Genomic DNA, 20,006 nt, shown 5'->3' with positions numbered 1-20,006 from the left:
CTAACTCTCGGTGGGTCGTCCGAGCCAGCGGCCGAGGGCGCTGCTCAGGGGGATCGGGTCGGCGGCGGTCCAGGCGACGTAGCCGTCCGGCCGGACGAGCAGGGCGTCGCCGGACGCGAGCGGGTCGCCGGGGGCGAGGTCGTGCGGGGTCGCGGTGACGATCCGGAGCCGTCCGCCGGTCCACGGGGCGGCCTCGGCGCGCAGCGTCGCGTCGTCGGCGAAATCGAGCAGGACGGCCGTCGCGTCGTGCAGGACCTCGGCCGTCGTGACGAGCCCGTCGGGCGTCGCGAGCTTGCGCGGCGGGATCCGGCGGCCGAGCAGCGGGTGGTCGCCCGCGCCGACGTCGTAGCGGATGTCCAGCCCGCTGACCATGCCGGCCAGGTGGCGGGCGACGTCCGGGATCCGCATCAGCTCCTCGAACACCCCGCGCAGCGGCTCCACCTCGCTGCCGCCGAGGTAGATGAGGCCCTGGGCGCGCGTGTTGGCGAGCAGCCGCGTCCCGACCGGGTGCCGCTCGTCGTGGTAGGTGTCGAGCAGCTCCTGCGGGGCGTGGCCCGCGGCGACGGCCGCGAGCTTCCAGCCGAGGTTGAACGCGTCCTGGGCGCTGACGCTGAGGCCCTGGCCGCCCGCCGGGAGGTGCGTGTGCGCGGCGTCGCCCGCCAGCAGCACGTTCCCCTTGCGGTACCGCGTGACCTGCCGCGTCGCGTCGCCGAACGCGCTGACCCAGGTCGCCGTCGCCTCGTGCAGCGACTCGCCGGTGAGCCGCTTCCACGCGTCGGCGACCTCGTCGAAGGCCGGGCTGCGGTCGCCGCGCGCGGGCGGCGTCCCGTGCTCGCACACGATGATGCGGTCCACGCCGTCGCCGAGCGGCGCCGACATGACCATGCCGCCGGGGAGCCGTTCGCCGATCTGCCGGGCGCGGACGCCCGCGCCCACCACGTCGGCGAGGTACATCTCCATCGTCGCGTCCGAGCCGACGGCGTCGAAGTCGGCCAGGCTGCGGACCGTGCTCCGGCCGCCGTCGCAGCCGACGACGTAGCGGGCGCGCAGGATCGTCCGGCCGCGCGGGGTGTCGGCGGTCACCTCGACGAACTCGCCGTCGTCGTGCAGGCCCACCACCTCGGTGCTCCTGCGGATGTCGGCGCCCGTCTCGACGGCCCACGCCTCCAGGACGGCTTCCACCTGCGTCTGCGGGATGCCGCGCGCGCCGAAGTGGCAGTCCTCCAGCACGCTGTAGTCGAGCGGAATGCCGCCGAAGTGGCCGCGCGCGCTCGTCTCGATCGAACCGAACCGGGGCAGCAGCCCGCGCTGGTCGAACATCTCCACCACGCGGGCCGTGTAGCCGAGGCCGCGCGAGCGGGTGGAGCGCTCGGGCAGCCGTTCCAGCACGATGACGTCCACGCCGCCGAGTCGCAGCTCGGCGGCCAGCACGAGCCCGGTGGGACCCGCGCCGACCACGATGACCGGTGCGTCCATCGACGCCTCCTTGTCGCGAAAGGGTTTCGGGAACGCGCAAGGCCGGACCGAGCGGGTCGGTCCGGCCTTGCGCGGGCGGTGTCAGCGCGTCCCGGCGCGCCAGCTGCGGGGCGGGAGGAACACGGGCGGGAGCGGCGGGGGGCGATGGGTGGTCGGTGCGGGCTTGTCCTGTTCGGCCTGTTCGGCCTGCTCGGCCGCCGCGAGGACGGCGACGAGCGCGGCCAGCTCGGCGGGCGTCGGGTCGCCCCGGACGATGCGCAGCCCGGTCACAGCGGCGGGTTCCCGTGCTTGCGGGCCGGCGCGTCGGCGTGCTTGGCGCGCAGCGTCGCGAGCGCGCGGCACAGGACGGCCCGGGTCTGGCCCGGCTCGATGACGTCGTCCACCAGACCGCGCTCGGCCGCGTGGAACGGGTGCATCAGCTCGCTGCGGTACTCGGCGATGCGCGCGGCCCGGACGGCCGCCGGGTCGTCGGCCGCCGCGATGTCCCGGCGGAAGACGATCTCGGCCGCGCCCTCGGCGCCCATCACCGCGATCTCGTTGGACGGCCAGGCGAACGACAGGTCGGCGCCGATGGACCGCGAGTCCATGACGATGTACGCGCCGCCGTAGGCCTTGCGCATGATGACCTGGACGCGCGGGACGGTCGCGTTGCAGTACGCGTACAGCAGTTTCGCACCGTGCCGGATGATCCCGTCGTGCTCCTGCCGGACGCCGGGGAGGAAGCCCGGTACGTCCACGAGGCTGACGATCGGGATGTTGAAGGCGTCGCAGAACTGCACGAACCGCGCCGCCTTCTCGCTGGAGACGATGTCGAGCACCCCGGCGAGCCGCGCGGGCTGGTTCGCCACGATCCCGACGGTGTGGCCGTCGAGCCGCGCGAGCGTGCAGACGACGCTCGCCGCCCAGTCCGCGTGGACCTCCAGGTGCTCGCCGTCGTCCACGATCTCCGCGATGACCGCGCGGACGTCGTAGGAGCGCGTGGGCTCGTCCGGGACGATCTCGGCGAGCACCGGCGTCTCGCGGTCGGGCGCGTCCGCGCTCGGCACGGTCGGCGGGAGCTGCCGGTTGTTGTCCGGGAGCAGCGACAGGAGGTAGCGGACGTCCTGGAGGCACGCCTCCTCGTCGTCGTACACGAAGTGCGAGACCCCGGACTTCGACCCGTGGACCTCCGCGCCGCCCAGCTCGTCGTGGGTGACGTCCTCCCCGGTCACCGCCCGCACCACGTCCGGGCCGGTGATGAACATCTGCGCGGTGCCGCGGACCATGAACACGAAGTCGGTCAGCGCGGGCGAGTACGCCGCGCCGCCCGCGCACGGGCCGAGCATCACGCTGATCTGCGGGATCACCCCGGACGCCCGCGTGTTGCGGCGGAAGATGCCGCCGTACCCCGCGAGCGCCGTGACGCCCTCCTGGATGCGGGCGCCCGCGCCGTCGTTGAGGCTCACCAGCGGCGCGCCGGCCGCGATGGCGAGGTCCATCAGCTTGTGGATCTTCTGGGCGTGCGCCTCGCCGAGCGCCCCGCCGAACACGCGGAAGTCGTGCGCGTAGACGAAGACGCTCCGGCCGAGCACGGTGCCCCAGCCGGTCACGACCCCGTCGGAGTCGGGCCGGCGGCGCTCCATGCCGAACCCCGTGGCGCGGTGCCGCCGCAGGGCCTCGATCTCGGTGAAAGAGCCCTTGTCGAGGAGCAGCTCGATCCGTTCGTAGGCGGTGAGCTTTCCTTTGCCGTGCTGTCTTCTGGTGGCCTCGGAATCGGAACTCTGGCGTGCGGCCGACTTACGGTCGATCAACTCGGAGATAACGTCAGCAGTTGTGGGCACGAGTGACTCCTGTAGGAATCAGGATCTTCTCGGCGGGAGGAAGAGGCCGGGATCAGAGAGTGGGACCCGCACGGCCGTTCGGGCATGGCTCCGCCGCTGTGGAAAGTGTGACACACCGCCTGGAATCGTGTCAAACTCCTTTCGACGGTTCCCGACCCCCCTTTCGTCCGACCGCAGCGGTTCAGTTTCTCTCAACAGGAAGTTCACATGCCGGAAACACGGTTCGTCCCGACAAAGCTGGCGGCACTGGCCGCGAACGTTACCGAGGCAACCATCAGGAAATGGGCGAGCAGAGGGAAGCTGACACGGCACGGGACGCCGGGACGCGCCCTTTACGACATCGAGGAGTTGCTCGCCCTGCGCGCGGCGGCGCAGGAGCGGGCGGCGCGGCGCGGTTAGCGCGCGGCGGCGTCGTCGTGCCCGGCGGGCGCGGCCGGCCGACCGGCCGCCGTGCTCAGCCCGGCGACGACGATGTCGACGTAGCGGCGCCAGTCGCCGCTGCCCCGGTGGACGACCGCGGCGAGGCCGCAGGTGACCGACAGCAGGTCGGCGCCCGCGATGTCCTCGCGGATGCGCCCGGCGGCCTGGCCCCGGTCCACCAGCTCCATCAGCTCGGCCTCGAAGGCGGTGCGGAACTCGTCCGGCGGTCCGGTGTCGGAGCCGAGCGTGCTCTCCACCACACGGGAGAACACCAGGTCACGGCTCTCCACCTCGCCGATGTGGCGGAGCAGCTCGGTCATCGCGGCCAGGGGGTCGGCGGTGTCGCGGCACTGCGCGCGGTAGTACGCCACGATGTCGGCGAACCGCTGCTGCGCGGTGGCGCGGACGAGCGCCTCCTTGGTCGGGAAATGCCGGTACAGGGTGCCGACGCCGACGCCCGCGCGGCGCGCGACCTCGTCCATGTTGACGGCCTCGCCGCGCGTGCTGAACAGCCGGCGCGCCGTGTCGAGGATCTTCGCACGGTTGCGCTCGGCGTCCGCCCGCTGACGCTTGGGCTGGCGCTCGTCGGCCACAGACATCCGGAATCTCCCTCCGTCTGGGAGTCTACACGGTGCCCGGCGGGGCCCGCCGCAGGCCGCTGAGAAGGGCATTTCACGTTCGCCTGACATGGGCCGCACGCGGCTCTGTGGAAGTGCCCGCAGTTCTTGCATTGAACGCCTTGTCTCGTCCGCCGCCGTGTAGAAAAGATGGCTTTACAGGCGAAACGGCGGAGGTCCGCATGGCCGTGGCTCACCCTTCCGAAAAGATCACCTACGACGTCATCATTCTGGGTTCGGGAATCGCCGGGACCCTCCTCGGGACGATTTTGGCGCGGCACGGGGCCAAGGTGCTCCTGCTCGACGCCGCATCGCATCCGCGGTTCGCGATCGGCGAATCCACGATCCCGTACACCCTGGTCTCCATTCGCACGCTCGCCGAACGTTACGACGTCCCCGAGCTCGCGACGATCGCGACGTTCACCGGCAATACCCGGGCCATCGGCCCGCGTTTCGGCGTGAAGCGCCACTTCGGATTCCTGCTCCACCACGAGGGCCAGGAGCAGGACCCGAGGGAGGCGAACCAGTTCAACACGCCGAAGCAGCTCCTGCACGAGGCGGCGCACCTGTTCCGGCAGGACACCGACTCGTTCCTGTTCAACATCGCGATCGCCCGCGGGTGCGTCGCGCGGCAGAACTTCCTGGTCACCGACATCGACTTCGACGACACGGGCGTCTCGGTCGCCGGGCGCGACGGCGAGTACCGGGGCCGCTACCTCGTGGACGCGAGCGGCTTCCGCTCCCCGGTCGCCCAGAAGTTCGGCCTGCGCGAGGACCCGTGCCGCTTCAAGCACCACTCGCGGTCGATCTGGAACCACTCGCTGAACGTCACGCCGACCGACGACCTGTTCGACCACCCGCGCCGGCTCACCCCGCCCGTGCCGTGGTACCAGGGGACCGTCCACCACATGTTCGAGCGCGGCTGGGCGTGGGTCATCGGGTTCGACAACAACAAGGTGTCGCGCAACCCGCTGTGCAGCGTCGGGATGACCGTCGACCCGCGCTACTACCCGAAGCCCGACAACCTCTCGCCCGAGGAGGACTTCTACGAGCTGGCGGGACGGTTCCCCGACATCGCCCGGCAGTTCGAGGGCATGAAGCCCGTCCGGGAGTGGACCTCGACGGGACGGCTGCAGTACTCGTCCAGCACGACCGTCGGCGACCGCTGGCTGCTGCTGTCCCACGCGGCCGGCTTCCTCGACCCGCTGTTCTCGCGCGGCCTGTCGAACACCACCGAGGCCGTCAACGTCATCGCGTGGCGCCTCCTGCGGGCCGTCAAGGACGGCGACTTCTCCGCCGACCGGTTCGCCTACGTCGACAAGCTCCAGCAGGGCCTGTTCGACTACAACGACTCGCTGGTGAACTCGGCCTTCATCTCCTGGACCGACTACGACCTGTGGTCGGCCGTCTTCCGCATGTGGACGACGGGCGCGAACTCGGGCGTCCTGCGCCTGCAGCGCGCGCTCAGCAAGTACCGCGCCGACGGCCGCGAACAACACCTGCTGGACCTGGAGAAGGCCGCCTACCCGGGCCTCTACTGGCCCGACCACGACGGCTTCGCCGAACTCTACGAGACGATGGTCAAGCAGTGCGAGGCGGTGGAAGCCGGCGCCACGACCCCCCGCGAGGCCGCGGACCTGCTCTACGACCGCCTCCAGTCCGCCCCCTTCGTCCCGAAGCACTTCGGCTTCGTGGAGCGCGACGTCCAGTTCCTCCACCCCGACCCGGTGAAGTTCCTGCGCATGCTCAACTGGGCGCGCAAGCACGGCGACCCCGACACCTACGACATGATCGCCGTCAACGGCCGCGAGGTCGTCAAGGCCCGCCTGAAGGGCCGCAAACTCTTCTGACCCCGCCGCCCGCCAGGCCGCCCGCCAACCCCCGGGCGGCCCAGCGCGCGCCCGGGCGCGGATCGCGCCCGAGAAATGGAAAAGGGCCTTGAGGTGGTCCCTCAAAGCCCTTCTGACCTGCTCATTACGCTGTCGGGACGGCGGGATTTGAACCCACGACCCCTTGACCCCCAGTGACCTCAGGCCAGTCGATCAAGGTCGATCCAAGCCGACCGGGGAGCCCCTCACCAGCCCGTCCCATCTAGGCTTGTCGTCCACTGTCCGCCTACGCCGTACAACGTTGGCTCCCCGCATGGCTCCCCATGCACGGGCTCTAGCGCCCCGCATGTGCAGGTAAGTCTGATCATTCAGAAGCTAACGCTCGGCGCGATGTAGCGGTCGATGCCCCGACCTCAGGTTGGATGCTCCGTGGCGCAAGCCGTGATCGAGCGCATGGCGCGATGGAGTGGGATGTGATTATAGTTGGGCGCATGCTCATCGCGTCGGTCAGTTTGTCTAAGCTTAGCTGGATGGATTGGCTAAATATTATCGCGTTTCTCCTAACGATTGTCGGACTTGGTGCCACTTGGAAGCAGGCAAGAGATGCGAAGACGGCGTCGGAGCAGACCAAGATCGCGATGAGTGAGGCTCAAAATCAGGTTCGATCAAACCAACTCCTTATCCTGATCCCCCAATTGAGATGGACGGCATCTGAGCTAGATATTGCAATCAAGGACGATGATCCGGAACTGGCGTTGCGCCAGCTTGAACACTGGATGTGGCAGGTGGGTCATATAAGGGGCATAGTAGATTCCTTGGAGGGCGAACATGGTGCCGTAAAGACTAAACTGCAAAAAAGTGTTACCCTGGCGTCCAGGGCTGGTGGTGCACTTATGGGAGACGGAATCTTTGTAAAAGATGCATGCATGAAGGCCCGTAGTGCAATTGGCGATGCATGTAATGCGTTGATTCCAATGGTCGGAAGTCGATCAACTCAGGTATCCCGGGAGGTTGAATCATGACGGATGCAAGTATGACTGCCCGTGGCCGAATGGTTGACTTGGTTGAGCGGCTGATCGACCGCACGAGGAATGGCAATATTGAATGGACCGCAGCCGACAATACTGAGCGAGCTTTTGCGTTCTCTGGGCCAAATTCTGCAGTAACGATAGAGTCCAGAAGGAGGGATGGGTCTGACGGAGTTAATAATTACGAATTGAGTTTGTATAATGAACGGGGTTCGGTCGTTATGACCTTGCGAAGCACGTGGTTCCGCGAGCGCTCACTTATTGGCCTGGGGCAAGGGATCGAAGTCGCTGCAAATTGGAACGGCATGCTCGAAACTCTATATGAAGAAGCTCGCAGAGTTGCTTTGGATGTGGATGACGTCTTGGATGATCTGATTTCCTCATTGGAGGACGAGTCGGCGGATTGATGGTGTTGTTTGATGTCGGTCGGCGCACGCATTAAGCGGATGAGTTCGACCAGATGCGTTTGAAGCTTTCGCAGTAAATCGCGAAAATGCTCAGCCTCTCCTGATTGCGCAGATGTAGGACGGGTGCTTGGGCTGCAGGCACGCCTAGTATGTGTGGGTTGGAAATAATTTCATTGTCGGAACGGTAGATAGAGTTGTACAGGGCAGTGTCGTGTAGGCGTAGGTGGACACCTTCGATGTCGCGTAGCGGCTGGTAGAGGGTTAGGGCGTTGCGGATTTTGGCGGACATGGCGTCGCCGATGCCTTCGGCTTCGCCTCGTTCGGCAATGTTGTGGCCGTCAGGGTCGCCTAGGAGGATGCGGACGGTGACGCCTTCGCGGGCCTTCTTGGCGATGGTGTTGAGAAGGCCGGTGTCCTCGGCGAGGAACAGGCCCGCGTAGGCGAGGATGTCGATTTCCTGTTCCGCGCCTTCGAAGAGGTCTTGCCAGACGGTGCGGGGGACGGCCCAGCGGTGCGGGTACGTGGCGATGATTCCGGGACTGCCGTAGTTGGGTCGGCGGGTGCGTTGGGTGGGTTCGGGCCATAGGTCTTGCTTGTTGGCGTTGATGAGTCGCGCCAGGGCCTCGCGGTGGCGTGGGTGGGGGACGCGGCCGGCGATCCATCGGTCGACGGTTTTGGGATCTACCGCGAGGCGGGACGCGATCTGGTCGCGGGTGAGGCCGCAATCGGCGATGGCGTCGCGGAGCTGTTCGTTCACCGGACCTCCCGGAACGTCGGTTACGCGTGACGCTAGCAGAAGACGTCCCTAGACGTCCCTCGATAGTGGTGGAGACGTTCTGGTGAGGGCGTGAGGCTCGATCCACTCGGAGACCGGCGCAGACGGTGTCCGAACTTCGAACCCCACGCCTACTAGGAGGCGCCATGTCCTTCCATCGCCCTCGCGAGCCGGTGCGGTGCCGGATGATGTCCCGTCGCTCGGAACTCAGCCTCGAACACTGGTTGCTCCCGTCGTCCGGCTGAAAGTCCGTGGCTCATAACCGGGCCGACAAGTCAGGGACCGAGCGTGAGCAGCCCGGAAGCGGTCGAACGTCGCCGGGCCGCCCGTCCGCTCGGCTGGCCTGATCACCTGCCAGTCGTCCAGGTCGCGTACCGGACGCTCCTGATTCGTCGCTTCGGCTGGTGAGTCGATCCCGCGCCGACCCGTCCCGCTCGGAGGGGACAGGACAGGTCGGCTGTCCGGCCGCCGGGCGCACAGATCGACAACGGAGCCGTCCGGCGGCTCGGACGCTTTTCCCGCCAATGTTCCCAACCGATCCACGGCCATCGAGCCGTCTCTCACATGGAAAGTCATGAGCGAACCGAACGAACCCGAGCAGCCGACCCTCTACACGCCCTCGGAGGTGGCGCAGTTCTTCCGCGTCGACCCCAAGACCGTCACCCGGTGGGCGCGGACGGGGACGCTGAACCCGATCACGCTGCCGTCGGGACACCGGCGGTACCCCGCCACCGAGATCCACGAACTGCTCAAGATCGGCAACGCCAAGGAGCCCGCCGCGCCGCGCCCCGAGGCCGAGTTCGTGCCCGGCCTCCGCGCGCTGGCCGTGCTCCAGAGCATCGTCCGCGACTACTTCGACGGCGACGTCGACGCGGTCGTCAACGCACTCAGGCGTAGCTGAAACGCCCCCGCCTGACGGGCGGACCCAGATAGCGCGGCGGGACTGGGACAGTCTCCAGCTTTGCCACGCACTCGCGCAGCGAGATGGAGGCTGTCCCAGTCCCCGCGACGCCGCAACAAGCGCGCCCAAGAGTGTCCGCCATTTCCCGATGTATCGGAACCGCATGGCGCTACAGCTCCCGCTTCACGTGGCGGAAGGTCAGCCTTCGGGCCGTCGATCACCGCCGCAGATTGGAAACAGGCATGAGAAGAGCAACCGGCTCCCCGCAGTCCGTCCAGAATTTCGGCGGCGACGTTTCGCCCAGTCCGAAGGATCCACAGAGGCCCGGAAGGTCGGGACGCGAGAGTCGGTGGGCAGAGCCGTCCGTGTCTGCTGACGGTACGTGGACGTGTCGACTTCGTCGTCCGCTCACCTACGCCGAGGAACAGGCGGGGCTGCTGTACGTCGTCTTCGGTGCTACACGAGCCGAAGTTCATCGCCTCATGCAGCGACAGGACGAGTACGCCGAACGGCTCGTCATTCCCGCATACCGTCACCGGGAGACGTGCTGATGAACGGCCATGAAGACATCCGCGAAAGCGAGTCGCCGGGGACAGCATCTCCTGGTCATGCGGCCCGCTGCCTTCGGGCGGATCTCCTCAACGCCTACGACAGCGTTGGAGCCGCCTACCAGGAGGCCATGAGGCGCGCGGGGCTACTGACCGGAATGATTAGGACGGTCAATGCCCTCGCCGGCGCGCAGCTTCGTGATGTCTACACAGATGCGGAATGCGAAGCCGTGCCGAGTTGCTTGCGCTGCAAGCGTGCAACGGCATGCGAGATGAGCGAGCTTGAAGTGAAGCGCTCCGGAGAACGGCCGTCCTGATGGACGAAGAGTGTGAGAGCACACGTGTCGATGTCGTCCCAGTCGATCAGTTGCGCCAGGCTGCGGCCAGGCAGATCGAGGAGCAGTTCCCTGGCATCCTTGCGTGGCACGGATCTCGGACGGGGTCTTATTGGGCTTTCATCCGGCGCGGTGCCTGGTGCCGTCTCATCGAGGCTCCCACTCCGGAACTGCTTGCGCTTTCCGTCGCCGGCACGCTTGGACGCCTTGCCGAGGCGGCTCGGGATTGAAACGCCGGCGTGTCCGGTTCCGGCGGGCCGGTCGTGCCCGTTCTGGATCCGCTCCTCTCACCGGCTGAGGACGTACCATGCGGCAGACGTCCCTAGAAGGTCCAGCCGCGTCCGTGGACGTCAGGCCGCCGTTTCGTAACGTCGAGGGCATGGACGACAACATCGCCGCTTGGGCACGCGAGCTTGCCCGTAAGCATCTTGAAGGCCCGTTGCCTCGCCGTTGGGCGCACACGCAGGGCGTCGCGCGTCAGGCTCGGACGCTCGTGCCTCTCCTCGGTGAGCGCGCTGGCCTGCTTGAAGCTTCCGCATGGCTGCATGACGTCGGGTATGCGCCCGATCTCTCGGTGACCGGCTTCCATCCGCTCGACGGCGCGCGGTACCTGCGCGACGTCCACCAGGCCGACGAGCACCTGTGCCAGCTCATCGCGCACCACACGTGTGCTCTGCTGGAGGCGCGTGAGCGGGGGCTCGGGAATGACCTTGTCGCGGAGTTCGGCGAGACTCCGCCGGAACTGTTCGATCCGCTGATCTACTGCGACATGACGACGGGGCCGGACGGTGAGAACCTCTCCGTCGAACGGCGCATCGCTGAGATTCAGGCCCGGTACGGCGCGGGCCACCTCGTGTTCCGGTTCATCACCGCTGCGGCGCCCACGCTGATCGACGCCGTTCACCGGGTCGAAAGCGCCTTGCGGCCCGTCAGTTGACGACCGGCTTGCGCACGTCCGTGAGGTAGTCGCCGAGCCGCAGGCGCATTGAGCGGTCCATCTGGCGGTTGGTGATCTCGGCTCGTGGGATCCATTGGACGTCGCGCGACTCGTCGCTCGTCTGCGGGCTTCCGCCGATGGCGCGGCCGGTCAGCAGGATCGAGAACTCTTGCCGAACCTCGTCGTTGCTCGTGTAGTGGATGAGGTGCTTGGGGTCGCTGTAAATCCCTACGAGGCCGGTGATCTCGCAGTCGATGCCTGTTTCTTCTTTCGCCTCGCGGACGGCGGCTTGGGCGACGGACTCGCCCAGGTCGATGGCTCCGCCAGGGACGGCCCAGTTGTCGTTGTCGGTGCGGCGGATCATCAGGATTTCGCCTGCGTCGTTTTCTACGACGACGTTCACGGACGGGACGAGGCTGTTGGGCTCGGGTGCGTCCGGGTCGTCGTAATAGTCGATCCTGCGGCCCACGTCAGCCCTCCGGGTCGAACGGCGTCGCGCCGTCCCACACGCGGTCGAAGCTTTCCAAATAGGTGTTCACCAGGCTCCCACCTGCGATCTTGCGCAGGTGCCAGACGGGCGCGTGCGGCGCCGTCACGCCGTAGACGTGGGTGTTGACGAGAATCTGATCGTCCGCACGGTAGATCGAGTTGTAGAGGACCGTGCTGTGCAAGCGGAATTCGATCCCGTCGCGGCCGAACAGCGGCTTGTAGAGGACCATCGCGTTGCGGATCTTCGCGGCCATCGCATCGTCAACGCCCTCGTCCGCTCCGCGTTCGGCCACGTGTCGGCTGTCGGGGTCGCCGAGCAGGATGCGCACCCGGACGCCTGCATCTGCCTTCTCAGCGAAGGTGCGCAGAACGCCGTTGTCCTCGGACAGGAACAGACCCGCGTAAACCAGCACGCCGATCTCTTGTTGCGCGGTGGCGAACAGACGTCCCCATGCGTCCCGGGGGACTGACCAGCGGTGCGGGTAGATCGTGATCAACTCGCTGTTGGACGCTGACGCCGTCTGTTCGCTGGTGAGCGCGTCGGGCCACAGGTACGTCTCATCGAGGCCGAGTTGTGAAGCCACAGCGTAACGATGCTTTCGGTACGGCGTCCGGCCTTGGGTGATCCACCGTTCGACCGTCTTCTGATCGACGCCGATGCCTTCGGCGAGCGTGGCCACCGTGATGCCTCGTTCGAGCAGCGCCGCGCGCAACCGTTCGTTCGCCATCCACCCGACCGCATCGACAGGACGTCTCAGGACGCGGTCAACTCTATGAGGACGTCCCGAGCACGTCCAGTCAGGTAGTGATCTCGTCCCGCTGGTCAGGCGCACTCTCGATCACGTCAACACCGGACGCCCGAACCGGGCGCCACGTGAAAGAGGTGATCGACCATGATTCTCGTTCTGGCCGTCGGAGCCGCCATCTTCCTCGGTGGGGCCGTCCTCGGCGTCTTCGTCATGCTCGTCGTCGGTATCCACGCCGAGGAGCGCCGCGCGCTGCGTCGTGACCCGCGCCGTTCGCGGGTCGCGTCGGCGTCATGCCGCGTCCTGACCACGCGCACCGAGGACGACGCGCACACCGTCCGCGTTCCGGCGGGGCGGTGACCGTTGCGTCTTCCCGTCGCCGTTACCGCCTTCGCCTGCCCCTGCGGAGCCCGTCGCGAACCGGGCAACCGGCGCTGTCGCAAGTGCCGAGCCCGCTCCCGCTGGCGGCGCCGCAGGGGTCCGCACCTGTCCGGGCCGTGGAACTGACGCGATGACCGTCACGGTTCCGCTCGTCGCCATCCTCGGCGCCGGCGTGTGGTTCCTCTGGCGCTACATGGGACTGCGCGTCTGGCACATCGCCGTCTGCCTGCTGTTCGGGTTCTTCCTCGCCGCCACCAGCGCGGCACCGGAGATCCGACGCTTCGTCTCCGCGCTGCTCACCCTCACCCAACGCTGAAGGAGGGATGCCCGTGCCCAACCGTCCTCACCGCACCACGCTCGACCTCCAGGAGGCCCGCAACCGCAACCGCATCGCCCGCGAAACCCTCGCCCACCTGTCCGACGCCATGCCCCGGCTCACGACCGTATGGCTTCGCCTCGACCACGCGCTCACGAACGCCTCACTGCTCATCGCCGAGGCCGGCGAACTCCGCCGAGACAGCGCCAATCTCGCCGCTGCAGCCCGCGCCACCCTCCACGCTCATCACGACGCTGAGCCCGACCCGCTGTACTACCTGCGTGACGAGCTGCGCGCGCAGGGGTTCCTTCCGCCTGACGGCTGGGGGCGCGCATGAGCCGCGCCCGGCAGATGCGGCGGCATGCGCGCACGATGCGCCGCAACGGTCTTCAGCCCGTCGTCCTCATCAACGGCGACGAACGTCTTCCCGACCTCGCCATCGTCCTTGTCGGCCGTGCGCTCTGGCGGTACCGGTCCGAACTCGCGCCCCTGTACGCGACGTCTGCGCTCGTCGTCGGCGCGGCCGTCCTTCACTTCGAACATCCCGGATGGTGGCCGTACCTGCTCGGGTTCGGCACCGCGCTCGCGTCGGCGTCCGCAGGTATCGGTGAGCGGGTCGGGCTCACCCGTCGTGGCGAACGCCTCTACGCCGCGCTTGTGGCATTCGCCGCCGGTGCGTGGTTGGCTTCGGCCGTCGCGCTCGGACCGCTGTGGACGCCGTTGCCGCAACTGCTGGTCTGCGGTGCGTTCGTGCTGGCGCTGCCGTGGTGGGCGCATCGGCGACGGCGCGCACGCGTCCGCGTGGACCGACAGTTGGCCGCGTGGCCCGACATCGCTCGCACCATCGGGCTACCTGGCTCGGCTGTCCAATCGGCGATGGCGGACGTGTGGGGATGGCGGGCGCGGTTCGCGCTCGCCCGTGGGCAGACGCTCGCCGACGTCACCGGCAAGGTCCCTGCCATCGAGTCGGCTCTCGGCACTTTCCGGGGAGCTGTACGGGTTATGCCTACGCGGGACGGTAAGGCCAACCGCTTCGAGTTGCGCGTACTCGACACCGATCCGCACGCCGACGCCATCGCTTGGCCCGGACCGTCCGTCTCCTCGATCGCCGAACCGATCGACTTGGGGCCGTTCGAGGACGCAACCGCCGCACGCGTGTCGTTCCTGCGTCGTCACGCCCTCATCGGAGGCGTCGCCGGCTCAGGCAAGAGCGGCGGAATCAACGTCCTGATGGGCAACCTCGTCGCCTGCCCCGACGTCGTCGTCTGGGCCGTCGACCTCAAACGCGGCATGGAACTCCAGCCATGGGCATCGTGCATCGACCGCTTGGCGACCACGCCCGAACAGGCCCGGACCCTGCTGCGCGACGCCGTCGCCGTTCTCGAAGCGCGTGCGTCGGCGCTCGCCACGCAGGGACGGCGCGTGTGGGAACCATCCCCGGACATGCCCGCGCTCGTCATCGTCATCGACGAGTACGCCGAACTCACCGACGACGCACCCGACGCCATTCCCGACACCGACTCCATCGCCCGACGCGGCCGAGCCGTCGCAGTAACCCTCATCGCCGCCACCCAGCGACCGACCCAAAAGGCGATGGGCAAGGGAGCCGTCCGCTCGCAGATGGACGTCCGGATGAGCTTCCGCGTCCGCGAACGCAAGGACGTCGACCTCATCCTCGGACAAGGAATGCTGAACGCCGGATGGCACGCCCACACCCTTAACGCTCCCGGCAAGTTCCTCATCAGCGCGCCGGACCACGACGTTCCGCGCCGTGCCCGCGCCTACCTGCTCACCGACAAAACCGTCACCCGCACCGCCGACCACTACGCCGACCACCGACCCGAACTCGACACCGTCTCCCGCACGGCGATCGAGGAAGCGCACAACGGGCCGTCCCTCGACACCGCGCCCGACGAAGGGCAGGCCGACGACTCAGAAGCCGTCCTGTGGGACCTGCTCTCCACGGCACCCGACGAGGGATGCACCGTCCCTCACCTCGTCACGGCGACCGGCCGTAGCCGTCCCTGGATCTACCAACGGCTTCGTGAACTCGCCGACGCCGGTCGCGTCACTCAGGTCTCGCGCGGACACTGGCGCAGCGTCACCGACGACTCTCCGTGACTTGTCTACGTCTACGTCTCGCGTGCGCCTGCACGTATGGCGCATCGACAAGCCGTAGACAAAGACGAAGACAATCACCCAACGTGACGAACGGAGATCATCGCTACGACCTACACGACCCGAGAGCGCTCGGGAGAACGGAGGTGGTCATGCAGGCATACACCGTCGAGCAGGTCGCCGAGATCCTGCAGATCGGGCGGGACAAGGTCTATGCCCTCATCCGGACGGGCCGACTCCAGAGCATCAAGATCGACCGCCTTCGCCGGATCACTGATCAGCACCTCGCCGACTTCGTCGCCTCGCTCGAAGTCCCCGACGAGCAAGGGACGTCTTGGGACGTCTTGGGCTAGTGTGGTGAGTGGTCGCCGTCGCTAGCAGGAACAACGGCGACCACCTACCCACTCGGAACGAGGAAGGATTCCCCCACAGTTGAAGATCATCATCGGCAAGTACGAGGGGACGATCTATCCCGAGGGAGACCGGTTCACCGGGGCCGTCTCCCTCGGGTTCACCCCCGATGGCAAGCGCAAGCGGATCAAGCGGAAGGGCCGCACCAAGGCCGAGGTCAAGGACAAGCTCAAGAAGGCCGTGGAAGCGCTGGAGTCCGGCATCAAGGTCCCCGCGAACTACACGGTCGGCAGGGCTGTCGAGGACTGGCTCGACAAGGGGATCAAAGGACTCGACCCCGACACGGTCTCCAACTACCGGGCGCTTGCCGAGAAGCACATCATTCCGTTGATCGGCAAGCCGCTCCTCGGCGACTTGGAAGCGGACGACGTTGACACCTGGCTCGACGGGCTCACCGAAACGCTTTCGACGCGGACACTCCGACTCGTCCACGGCATCCTCAAGCGGACGATTCGGCAAGCGCAGGCGCGGAGCTATGTGCTCCGGAACGTCGCCGAACTGGTCACGACGCCGAAGGGGCGCGAGGGGCGTCCGAGCAAGGCGCTCACACTCGAACAGGCGACCGTAGTGCTCAAGCACGCCGAGTCGTCTCGGCTGCACGGCTACGTCGTCGTCAGCCTCATGACTGGCATCCGGACGGAGGAGGCCCGCGCGCTCCGTTGGGATCACGTCGTCGCGTGGGTGGACGAGCGGAAGGCGTGGTGTCCGGTCACCGAAGCGGGCTTCGAGCACAAGCGGTTCGCCCTCTACGTCTGGCGGTCCGTGCGGAAGCACGGTGACACGAAGACGGAGAGGTCGCGCCGGACGCTGGAGATCCCGCAGCAAGCGGCGGAGGCACTGAGGAAACACCACACGCGTCAGGCCGCCCATCGGCTCAGGGCGGGCGACGCCTGGCAGGCCAACGGCCTCGTCTTCTGCTCGCCGACCGGTACGCCGCTCGACGCGGCTAACGTGCGGCGTGCGTTCCGGCTCATCACCAAGAAGGCGGGCATCGGGGAGGCGTGGACGCCTCGCGAACTGCGGCACTCGTTCGTCTCGATCATGAGCGACAGCGGTGTTCCGATCGAGAACATCGCCGACCTCTGCGGCCACTCGTCCACGGCGGTCACAGAAGAGGTCTACCGGCACCAGCTCAAGCCGGTCATCACCAAGGGCGCCGAGGCGATGAACGTCGTGTTCGGCGCGAGCAAGTCCGCGTAGGTCTGATGTGAGTGGCTCCCCGTTTGGCTCCCGAGAAGCTTTGAACGTCGAAAAAGGGTCCCGAGGCTCAGCCTCAAGACCCTTTTGACCTGCGGTTACTCTGTCGGGACGGCGGGATTTGAACCCACGACCCCTTGACCCCCAGTCAAGTGCGCTGCCAAACTGCGCTACGTCCCGGTGCCCGCCGCAGCAGGCGTGATTACTCTAGCGCAGTCGGCAGCGCACTGCGTACTTCGTTTGGCGAGGGTGGTCGGGGTGGGGGGTTCGGTCGGGCGGGGTTGTGTTGTGGCCGCGGTGGTGTTGGTTGGGGCTGTTGGGTGTTCTGGGGGTGGGGGGTCTGGTGCTTCGCCTGCTGTGACCTCGGCGTCTACGCGGGTTGTGGCTTCGCCGTCGGTGGTGCGGCGGGTTGCGCCTGAGGGGCCTCGTGGGGTCAAGGTGGGGTATGTCGTTTTTGATCGGGCGACGCGGGCTGTCGTGCTGCAGCGGAATCCTCGTCTGACGTTCCGGTCGGCGTCCGTCGTGAAGTTGCTCATCGCGCTCGACTACCTGCGGGGGCGGGGGCGGGTGCCTGTGGGGGATCAGCGGTTGTTGCGGGTCATGTTGCGGTCTAGTGACGACAAAGCTGCGACCGCCTTGTGGAAGCGGGGTGGGCAGGGAGCGATCGTTCGGCGTCAGGCCGCGCGGATCGGGCTGCGGGATACGGCTCCGCCGCCTGCTGCTTTGCCTGGGTTCTGGGGGTATACGGCGTTGAGTGCGGCGGATGTCGTTGCCGTCTACCGGTTTCTGCTGGAGCGGGCTCCGGCGCGGGATCGGGAGTTGGTGCTGGGGCATCTGCGGCGGTCCACGCGGTGCGGGACGGACGGGTTCGACCAGTCGTTCGGGATACCGTCCGCGACGAAGCGGCCGTGGGCGGTGAAGCAGGGGTGGTCCGGGTTCGGGGAGCGTCCGGTCGCGCCTTGTCGGCCGGCCGCTGAGGGCTTGTTCCGGAGGGTGGATCTCGGGTTGGGGCGGCCTGTTCTGCATACGACCGGGCTGGTCGAGCATGAGCGGCGCATCGTCGTGATCCTCACGCTGCAGCCTGCGGGGGCGGGGTTCGGGGAGTCGGCGGCGCGGCTGACGGCCTTCACGAGGAAGATCGAAAAGGCCGCCGGATGAGGTGCGGGACGCGCGCGGACGGGTAAGGATCATGAAGCGGAAGACGTCCTGCGGCGGCGGGGCGACGCAAGAAAACGCAGTGCAAAAACCTGGCATGAGGACGAAATTGCCAGAGGCCGCCCTTCCTCGACCTATGTACCTTTTCTAGGACGAGAGGTCACACGAGAAGGGGGACGGGGGAGCACGCGTGAGCGCTGACGACGGCACGCCTCCTGCGGACGAGGGCTCCGCCGACGCCCGCTCCGCGGATCTCTCCGACCTGCGCGGCGCCGTCCGGGACCGGGCGCTCATCGCGGAGGCGCGCGGCGCGCTCGCCAGCCGGCTCGGCGTCCCGCCGGGCGAGGCGCTCCAGCACCTGATCTGGCTGGCCCGCGACATGGACCTGGAGCTGGCCGAGGCGGCGGCGCTGGTGGCGCGCGCTCCGGGCGGCGAGGAGTCCACGCCGGACGTGCCGCCGACCCCGGCGCCGGAGGTCGAGGAGTCGCTCAACGCGCGTCCGCCCGGCGAGAAGGACCGCGAGGAGGTGCTGCGGTCGGTCACGGCCGCCAACACCTCCGGCGACGCCGAGACGATCGCCGCGCTCCCCGAGGACGTGCACGCCAGGGCCGTCCTGGACGCCACCCTCGACAGCGCCGCGCACCTGGTGCCCGTCCGCCGCGACGACGGACGCGTCTACGACTTCCTCTACGCCGATCTGAACGACACGGCCCGCGACCTGTTCGGCCGGGGCGCCGACGAGCTGCGCGGACGCCGGCTGCTGCGGATGGACCCGGGCACCGCGCTGTCCGGCCTGTTCGACGCGTTCGTGAACGTCCTGGAGAAGGGCGAGCCGTACCACGGCGGTCCGCTGGTGTACTCGACGGCGCAGGAGGGCGTCTCCAAGTCGTCGCGAATGACGGTGCGGGTCGTGCGCGTCCCGACGGGCATCTGCCAGACCTGGCGCTACCACTTCGAGGAGGACCGGGCGCGCCGCCGGCTGAACCGCGTCGAGCGCCTCGGCCGGCTCGGGTTCGGCGAGTGGGACCTGATCAGCGGCGAGGTGGAGTGGTCCACCCAGATGGCGGCGAACTACGGGGTGTCGGTGTCGGAGGCGCCGCCGTCGCCGGGCGATCTGGCGAAGGTCGTGGCGCCCGCCGACATCCCGCTCGTCGAGGACGCCCTCCAGACGCTGTTCACGCGGCTGGAGCCGGTCGAGGTGGAGCACCGCGTCGCGCTGTCGGGCGGACGCTACCGGTCGCTGTGGGTGTTCGCCGAACCGGTGCTGGACAGCGGCGGCCTGCCCGTCTCGGTCAACATCGTGTCGCAGGACATCACCCGGCGGCGCCGCATCGAGCGCGCGCTGACCCAGACGCGCCGCCAGATGCAGCGCCAGCAGGCGCGGACGGCCGAGCAGCAGCGGCTCGCGGTGACGCTGCGGCGCGCGATCCTGCCCGACGACAACGACGTCCGGCAGCTTCCGGGGCTGCGCGTCGCGGTGCGCAGCCTGGCGGCCGAGACCGCCGCGCGGATCGGCGGGGACTGGTTCGCGACCCGCGAGCTGCCGGACGGGACGGGCCTGTTCGCGATCGGCGACGTCGCGGGCCACGGGCTTCCGGCGGCCGAGGCGATGGCGCGCAGCCGCAACGGCCTCCTCGGGCTGGCCTCGACGGGCGAGCCGCCCGGACGGCTCGTCGGCTGGCTGAACGAGCTGGTCAACGACACCGAGCCGACGACGGGCACCGCGCTGGTCGGACGGTACGACCCGGACGGGAACACGCTCGGTTGGGCGTCGGCGGGCCATCTGCCGCCGATCCTGCTGCGCGGCGGGACGGCCGTGCAGCTCCAGGGCGAGCCCGACCCGATGCTCGGCGCGGTCGCGGGCGTGGAGTACACGACGCACGAGATCCGCCTGTACCCCGACGACATCGTGTTCCTCTACACCGACGGGCTGGTGGAGCGCCGCGACGCCGATCTCACCGACGGCATCAACCGGCTCACCGACCTGCTCCGCGAGAGCCCGGCCGACCTGGCGCAGGTGATGGACCGCGCGCTGACGGGCATGCGCCCGGACCGGTCGGCCGACGACACGACGCTGTTCGCCGTCCGGGTGGAGTGAGC

Annotated in this window: 21 protein-coding genes, 1 tRNA gene and 1 pseudogene; 15 read left to right on the top strand and 8 right to left on the bottom strand. The window is 68.1% G+C overall.

Annotated elements, in window-relative coordinates; all coding sequences use genetic code 11:
- From GQ466_RS29775 to GQ466_RS29765, 3 genes are all read right to left on the bottom strand, one after another.
- On the bottom strand, positions 1–1,476 hold the full coding sequence (locus GQ466_RS29775) for an FAD-dependent monooxygenase (RefSeq protein ID WP_161106407.1): 1,476 nt from the start codon (positions 1,474–1,476) through the stop codon (positions 1–3).
- Between the two features lie 81 nt (positions 1,477–1,557).
- On the bottom strand, positions 1,558–1,746 hold the full coding sequence (locus tag GQ466_RS29770; RefSeq protein ID WP_161106406.1) for an acyl-CoA carboxylase epsilon subunit: 189 nt from the start codon (positions 1,744–1,746) through the stop codon (positions 1,558–1,560).
- Positions 1,743–3,275 carry an acyl-CoA carboxylase subunit beta gene (locus GQ466_RS29765; protein WP_378186663.1) on the bottom strand — a complete coding sequence of 511 codons (1,533 nt, stop codon included), beginning with the start codon at positions 3,273–3,275 and terminating at the stop codon, positions 1,743–1,745. Before GQ466_RS29765 ends, GQ466_RS29770 begins: the two co-directional genes overlap by 4 nt.
- A 228-nt stretch (positions 3,276–3,503) precedes the next feature.
- On the opposite strand from GQ466_RS29765, the gene GQ466_RS29760 reads away from it, so the two are divergent.
- Positions 3,504–3,695, top strand: a complete 192-nt coding sequence (locus tag GQ466_RS29760) for a hypothetical protein (RefSeq protein ID WP_161106404.1) — start codon at positions 3,504–3,506, stop codon at positions 3,693–3,695.
- Here GQ466_RS29760 and GQ466_RS29755 read toward each other — a convergent pair.
- Positions 3,692–4,315 carry a TetR/AcrR family transcriptional regulator gene (locus GQ466_RS29755; protein ID WP_161106403.1) on the bottom strand — a complete coding sequence of 208 codons (624 nt, stop codon included), beginning with the start codon at positions 4,313–4,315 and terminating at the stop codon, positions 3,692–3,694. The two genes, GQ466_RS29760 and GQ466_RS29755, sit on opposite strands and share 4 nt — an antisense overlap.
- A 200-nt stretch (positions 4,316–4,515) precedes the next feature.
- Between GQ466_RS29755 and GQ466_RS29750 the strand changes: the two genes are divergently transcribed.
- The 3 genes from GQ466_RS29750 to GQ466_RS29740 all read left to right on the top strand — a co-directional run bounded on the left by GQ466_RS29750 (position 4,516) and on the right by GQ466_RS29740 (position 7,597).
- Positions 4,516–6,183: an NAD(P)/FAD-dependent oxidoreductase gene (locus GQ466_RS29750; protein WP_161106402.1), complete on the top strand. Its 1,668-nt coding sequence runs from the start codon at positions 4,516–4,518 to the stop codon at positions 6,181–6,183.
- Between the two features lie 470 nt (positions 6,184–6,653).
- A complete protein-coding gene (locus GQ466_RS29745; protein ID WP_161106401.1) occupies positions 6,654–7,184 on the top strand; it encodes a hypothetical protein in 531 nt (176 codons plus the stop codon).
- Entirely contained in the window at positions 7,181–7,597 is a 417-nt protein-coding gene (locus GQ466_RS29740) for a hypothetical protein (protein WP_161106400.1), read from the top strand. The genes GQ466_RS29745 and GQ466_RS29740 overlap by 4 nt, the downstream gene beginning before the upstream one ends.
- A gap of 31 nt (positions 7,598–7,628) precedes the next feature.
- Here GQ466_RS29740 and GQ466_RS29735 read toward each other — a convergent pair whose 3' ends face one another.
- On the bottom strand, positions 7,629–8,354 hold the full coding sequence (locus GQ466_RS29735; protein ID WP_161106399.1) for an XRE family transcriptional regulator: 726 nt from the start codon (positions 8,352–8,354) through the stop codon (positions 7,629–7,631).
- 592 nt (positions 8,355–8,946) lie between these two features.
- On the opposite strand from GQ466_RS29735, the pseudogene GQ466_RS33215 reads away from it, so the two are divergent.
- The 3 genes and pseudogenes from GQ466_RS33215 to GQ466_RS29720 form a co-directional block, all read left to right on the top strand.
- Positions 8,947–9,147: pseudogene (locus tag GQ466_RS33215) on the top strand (helix-turn-helix domain-containing protein); the annotation flags it as partial.
- A 670-nt stretch (positions 9,148–9,817) separates the two neighbouring features.
- Positions 9,818–10,138 carry a hypothetical protein gene (locus tag GQ466_RS29725; RefSeq protein ID WP_161106397.1) on the top strand — a complete coding sequence of 107 codons (321 nt, stop codon included), beginning with the start codon at positions 9,818–9,820 and terminating at the stop codon, positions 10,136–10,138.
- Between the two features lie 397 nt (positions 10,139–10,535).
- The gene (locus GQ466_RS29720) at positions 10,536–11,093 is read left to right on the top strand and encodes an HD domain-containing protein (protein WP_161106396.1); all 558 of its coding nucleotides are present in this window, start codon (positions 10,536–10,538) and stop codon (positions 11,091–11,093) included.
- On the opposite strand, the gene GQ466_RS29715 is transcribed toward GQ466_RS29720, so the two are convergent.
- Together GQ466_RS29715 and GQ466_RS29710 are read right to left on the bottom strand one after the other, a co-directional pair.
- Positions 11,086–11,562: an NUDIX domain-containing protein gene (locus GQ466_RS29715; RefSeq protein ID WP_161106395.1), complete on the bottom strand. Its 477-nt coding sequence runs from the start codon at positions 11,560–11,562 to the stop codon at positions 11,086–11,088. The genes GQ466_RS29720 and GQ466_RS29715 overlap by 8 nt on opposite strands.
- A gap of 1 nt (position 11,563) precedes the next feature.
- A complete protein-coding gene (locus tag GQ466_RS29710) occupies positions 11,564–12,310 on the bottom strand; it encodes a helix-turn-helix domain-containing protein (RefSeq protein WP_161106394.1) in 747 nt (248 codons plus the stop codon).
- A 165-nt stretch (positions 12,311–12,475) separates the two neighbouring features.
- Here GQ466_RS29710 and GQ466_RS29705 point away from each other — a divergent pair, with 165 nt between their 5' ends.
- The 6 genes from GQ466_RS29705 (at position 12,476) to GQ466_RS29680 (ending at position 16,754) form a co-directional block, all read left to right on the top strand.
- On the top strand, positions 12,476–12,688 hold the full coding sequence (locus tag GQ466_RS29705; protein WP_161106393.1) for a hypothetical protein: 213 nt from the start codon (positions 12,476–12,478) through the stop codon (positions 12,686–12,688).
- A gap of 151 nt (positions 12,689–12,839) precedes the next feature.
- Positions 12,840–13,025 (top strand): hypothetical protein, encoded by a 186-nt coding sequence (locus tag GQ466_RS29700; protein ID WP_161106392.1) that lies wholly within the window; start codon positions 12,840–12,842, stop codon positions 13,023–13,025.
- Between the two features lie 13 nt (positions 13,026–13,038).
- Positions 13,039–13,362, top strand: coding sequence for a hypothetical protein (locus tag GQ466_RS29695; RefSeq protein WP_161106391.1), 324 nt, complete (start codon positions 13,039–13,041; stop codon positions 13,360–13,362).
- Positions 13,359–15,146, top strand: coding sequence for an FtsK/SpoIIIE domain-containing protein (locus GQ466_RS29690; protein ID WP_161106390.1), 1,788 nt, complete (start codon positions 13,359–13,361; stop codon positions 15,144–15,146). Before GQ466_RS29695 ends, GQ466_RS29690 begins: the two co-directional genes overlap by 4 nt.
- 149 nt (positions 15,147–15,295) lie before the next feature.
- Positions 15,296–15,496, top strand: coding sequence for a helix-turn-helix domain-containing protein (locus tag GQ466_RS29685; RefSeq protein ID WP_161106389.1), 201 nt, complete (start codon positions 15,296–15,298; stop codon positions 15,494–15,496).
- A 79-nt stretch (positions 15,497–15,575) separates the two neighbouring features.
- Positions 15,576–16,754 (top strand): site-specific integrase, encoded by a 1,179-nt coding sequence (locus GQ466_RS29680; RefSeq protein ID WP_161106388.1) that lies wholly within the window; start codon positions 15,576–15,578, stop codon positions 16,752–16,754.
- A 103-nt stretch (positions 16,755–16,857) separates the two neighbouring features.
- Here GQ466_RS29680 and GQ466_RS29675 read toward each other — a convergent pair.
- Positions 16,858–16,931: transfer RNA gene (locus tag GQ466_RS29675), tRNA-Pro, on the bottom strand.
- A gap of 342 nt (positions 16,932–17,273) precedes the next feature.
- Between GQ466_RS29675 and GQ466_RS29670 the strand changes: the two genes are divergently transcribed.
- Together GQ466_RS29670 and GQ466_RS29665 are read left to right on the top strand one after the other, a co-directional pair.
- Positions 17,274–17,909 (top strand): serine hydrolase, encoded by a 636-nt coding sequence (locus GQ466_RS29670; protein ID WP_161106387.1) that lies wholly within the window; start codon positions 17,274–17,276, stop codon positions 17,907–17,909.
- A 187-nt stretch (positions 17,910–18,096) separates the two neighbouring features.
- On the top strand, positions 18,097–20,004 hold the full coding sequence (locus GQ466_RS29665; RefSeq protein ID WP_161106386.1) for a SpoIIE family protein phosphatase: 1,908 nt from the start codon (positions 18,097–18,099) through the stop codon (positions 20,002–20,004).
- The last annotated feature ends 2 nt before the right edge of the window (positions 20,005–20,006 follow it).

The organism is Actinomadura rayongensis (assembly GCF_009831215.1).
Classification (GTDB): domain Bacteria; phylum Actinomycetota; class Actinomycetes; order Streptosporangiales; family Streptosporangiaceae; genus Spirillospora; species Spirillospora rayongensis.
Note: the sequence above shows the minus strand (reverse complement) of the source record. Positions and strands in the feature narration are given on the sequence as shown.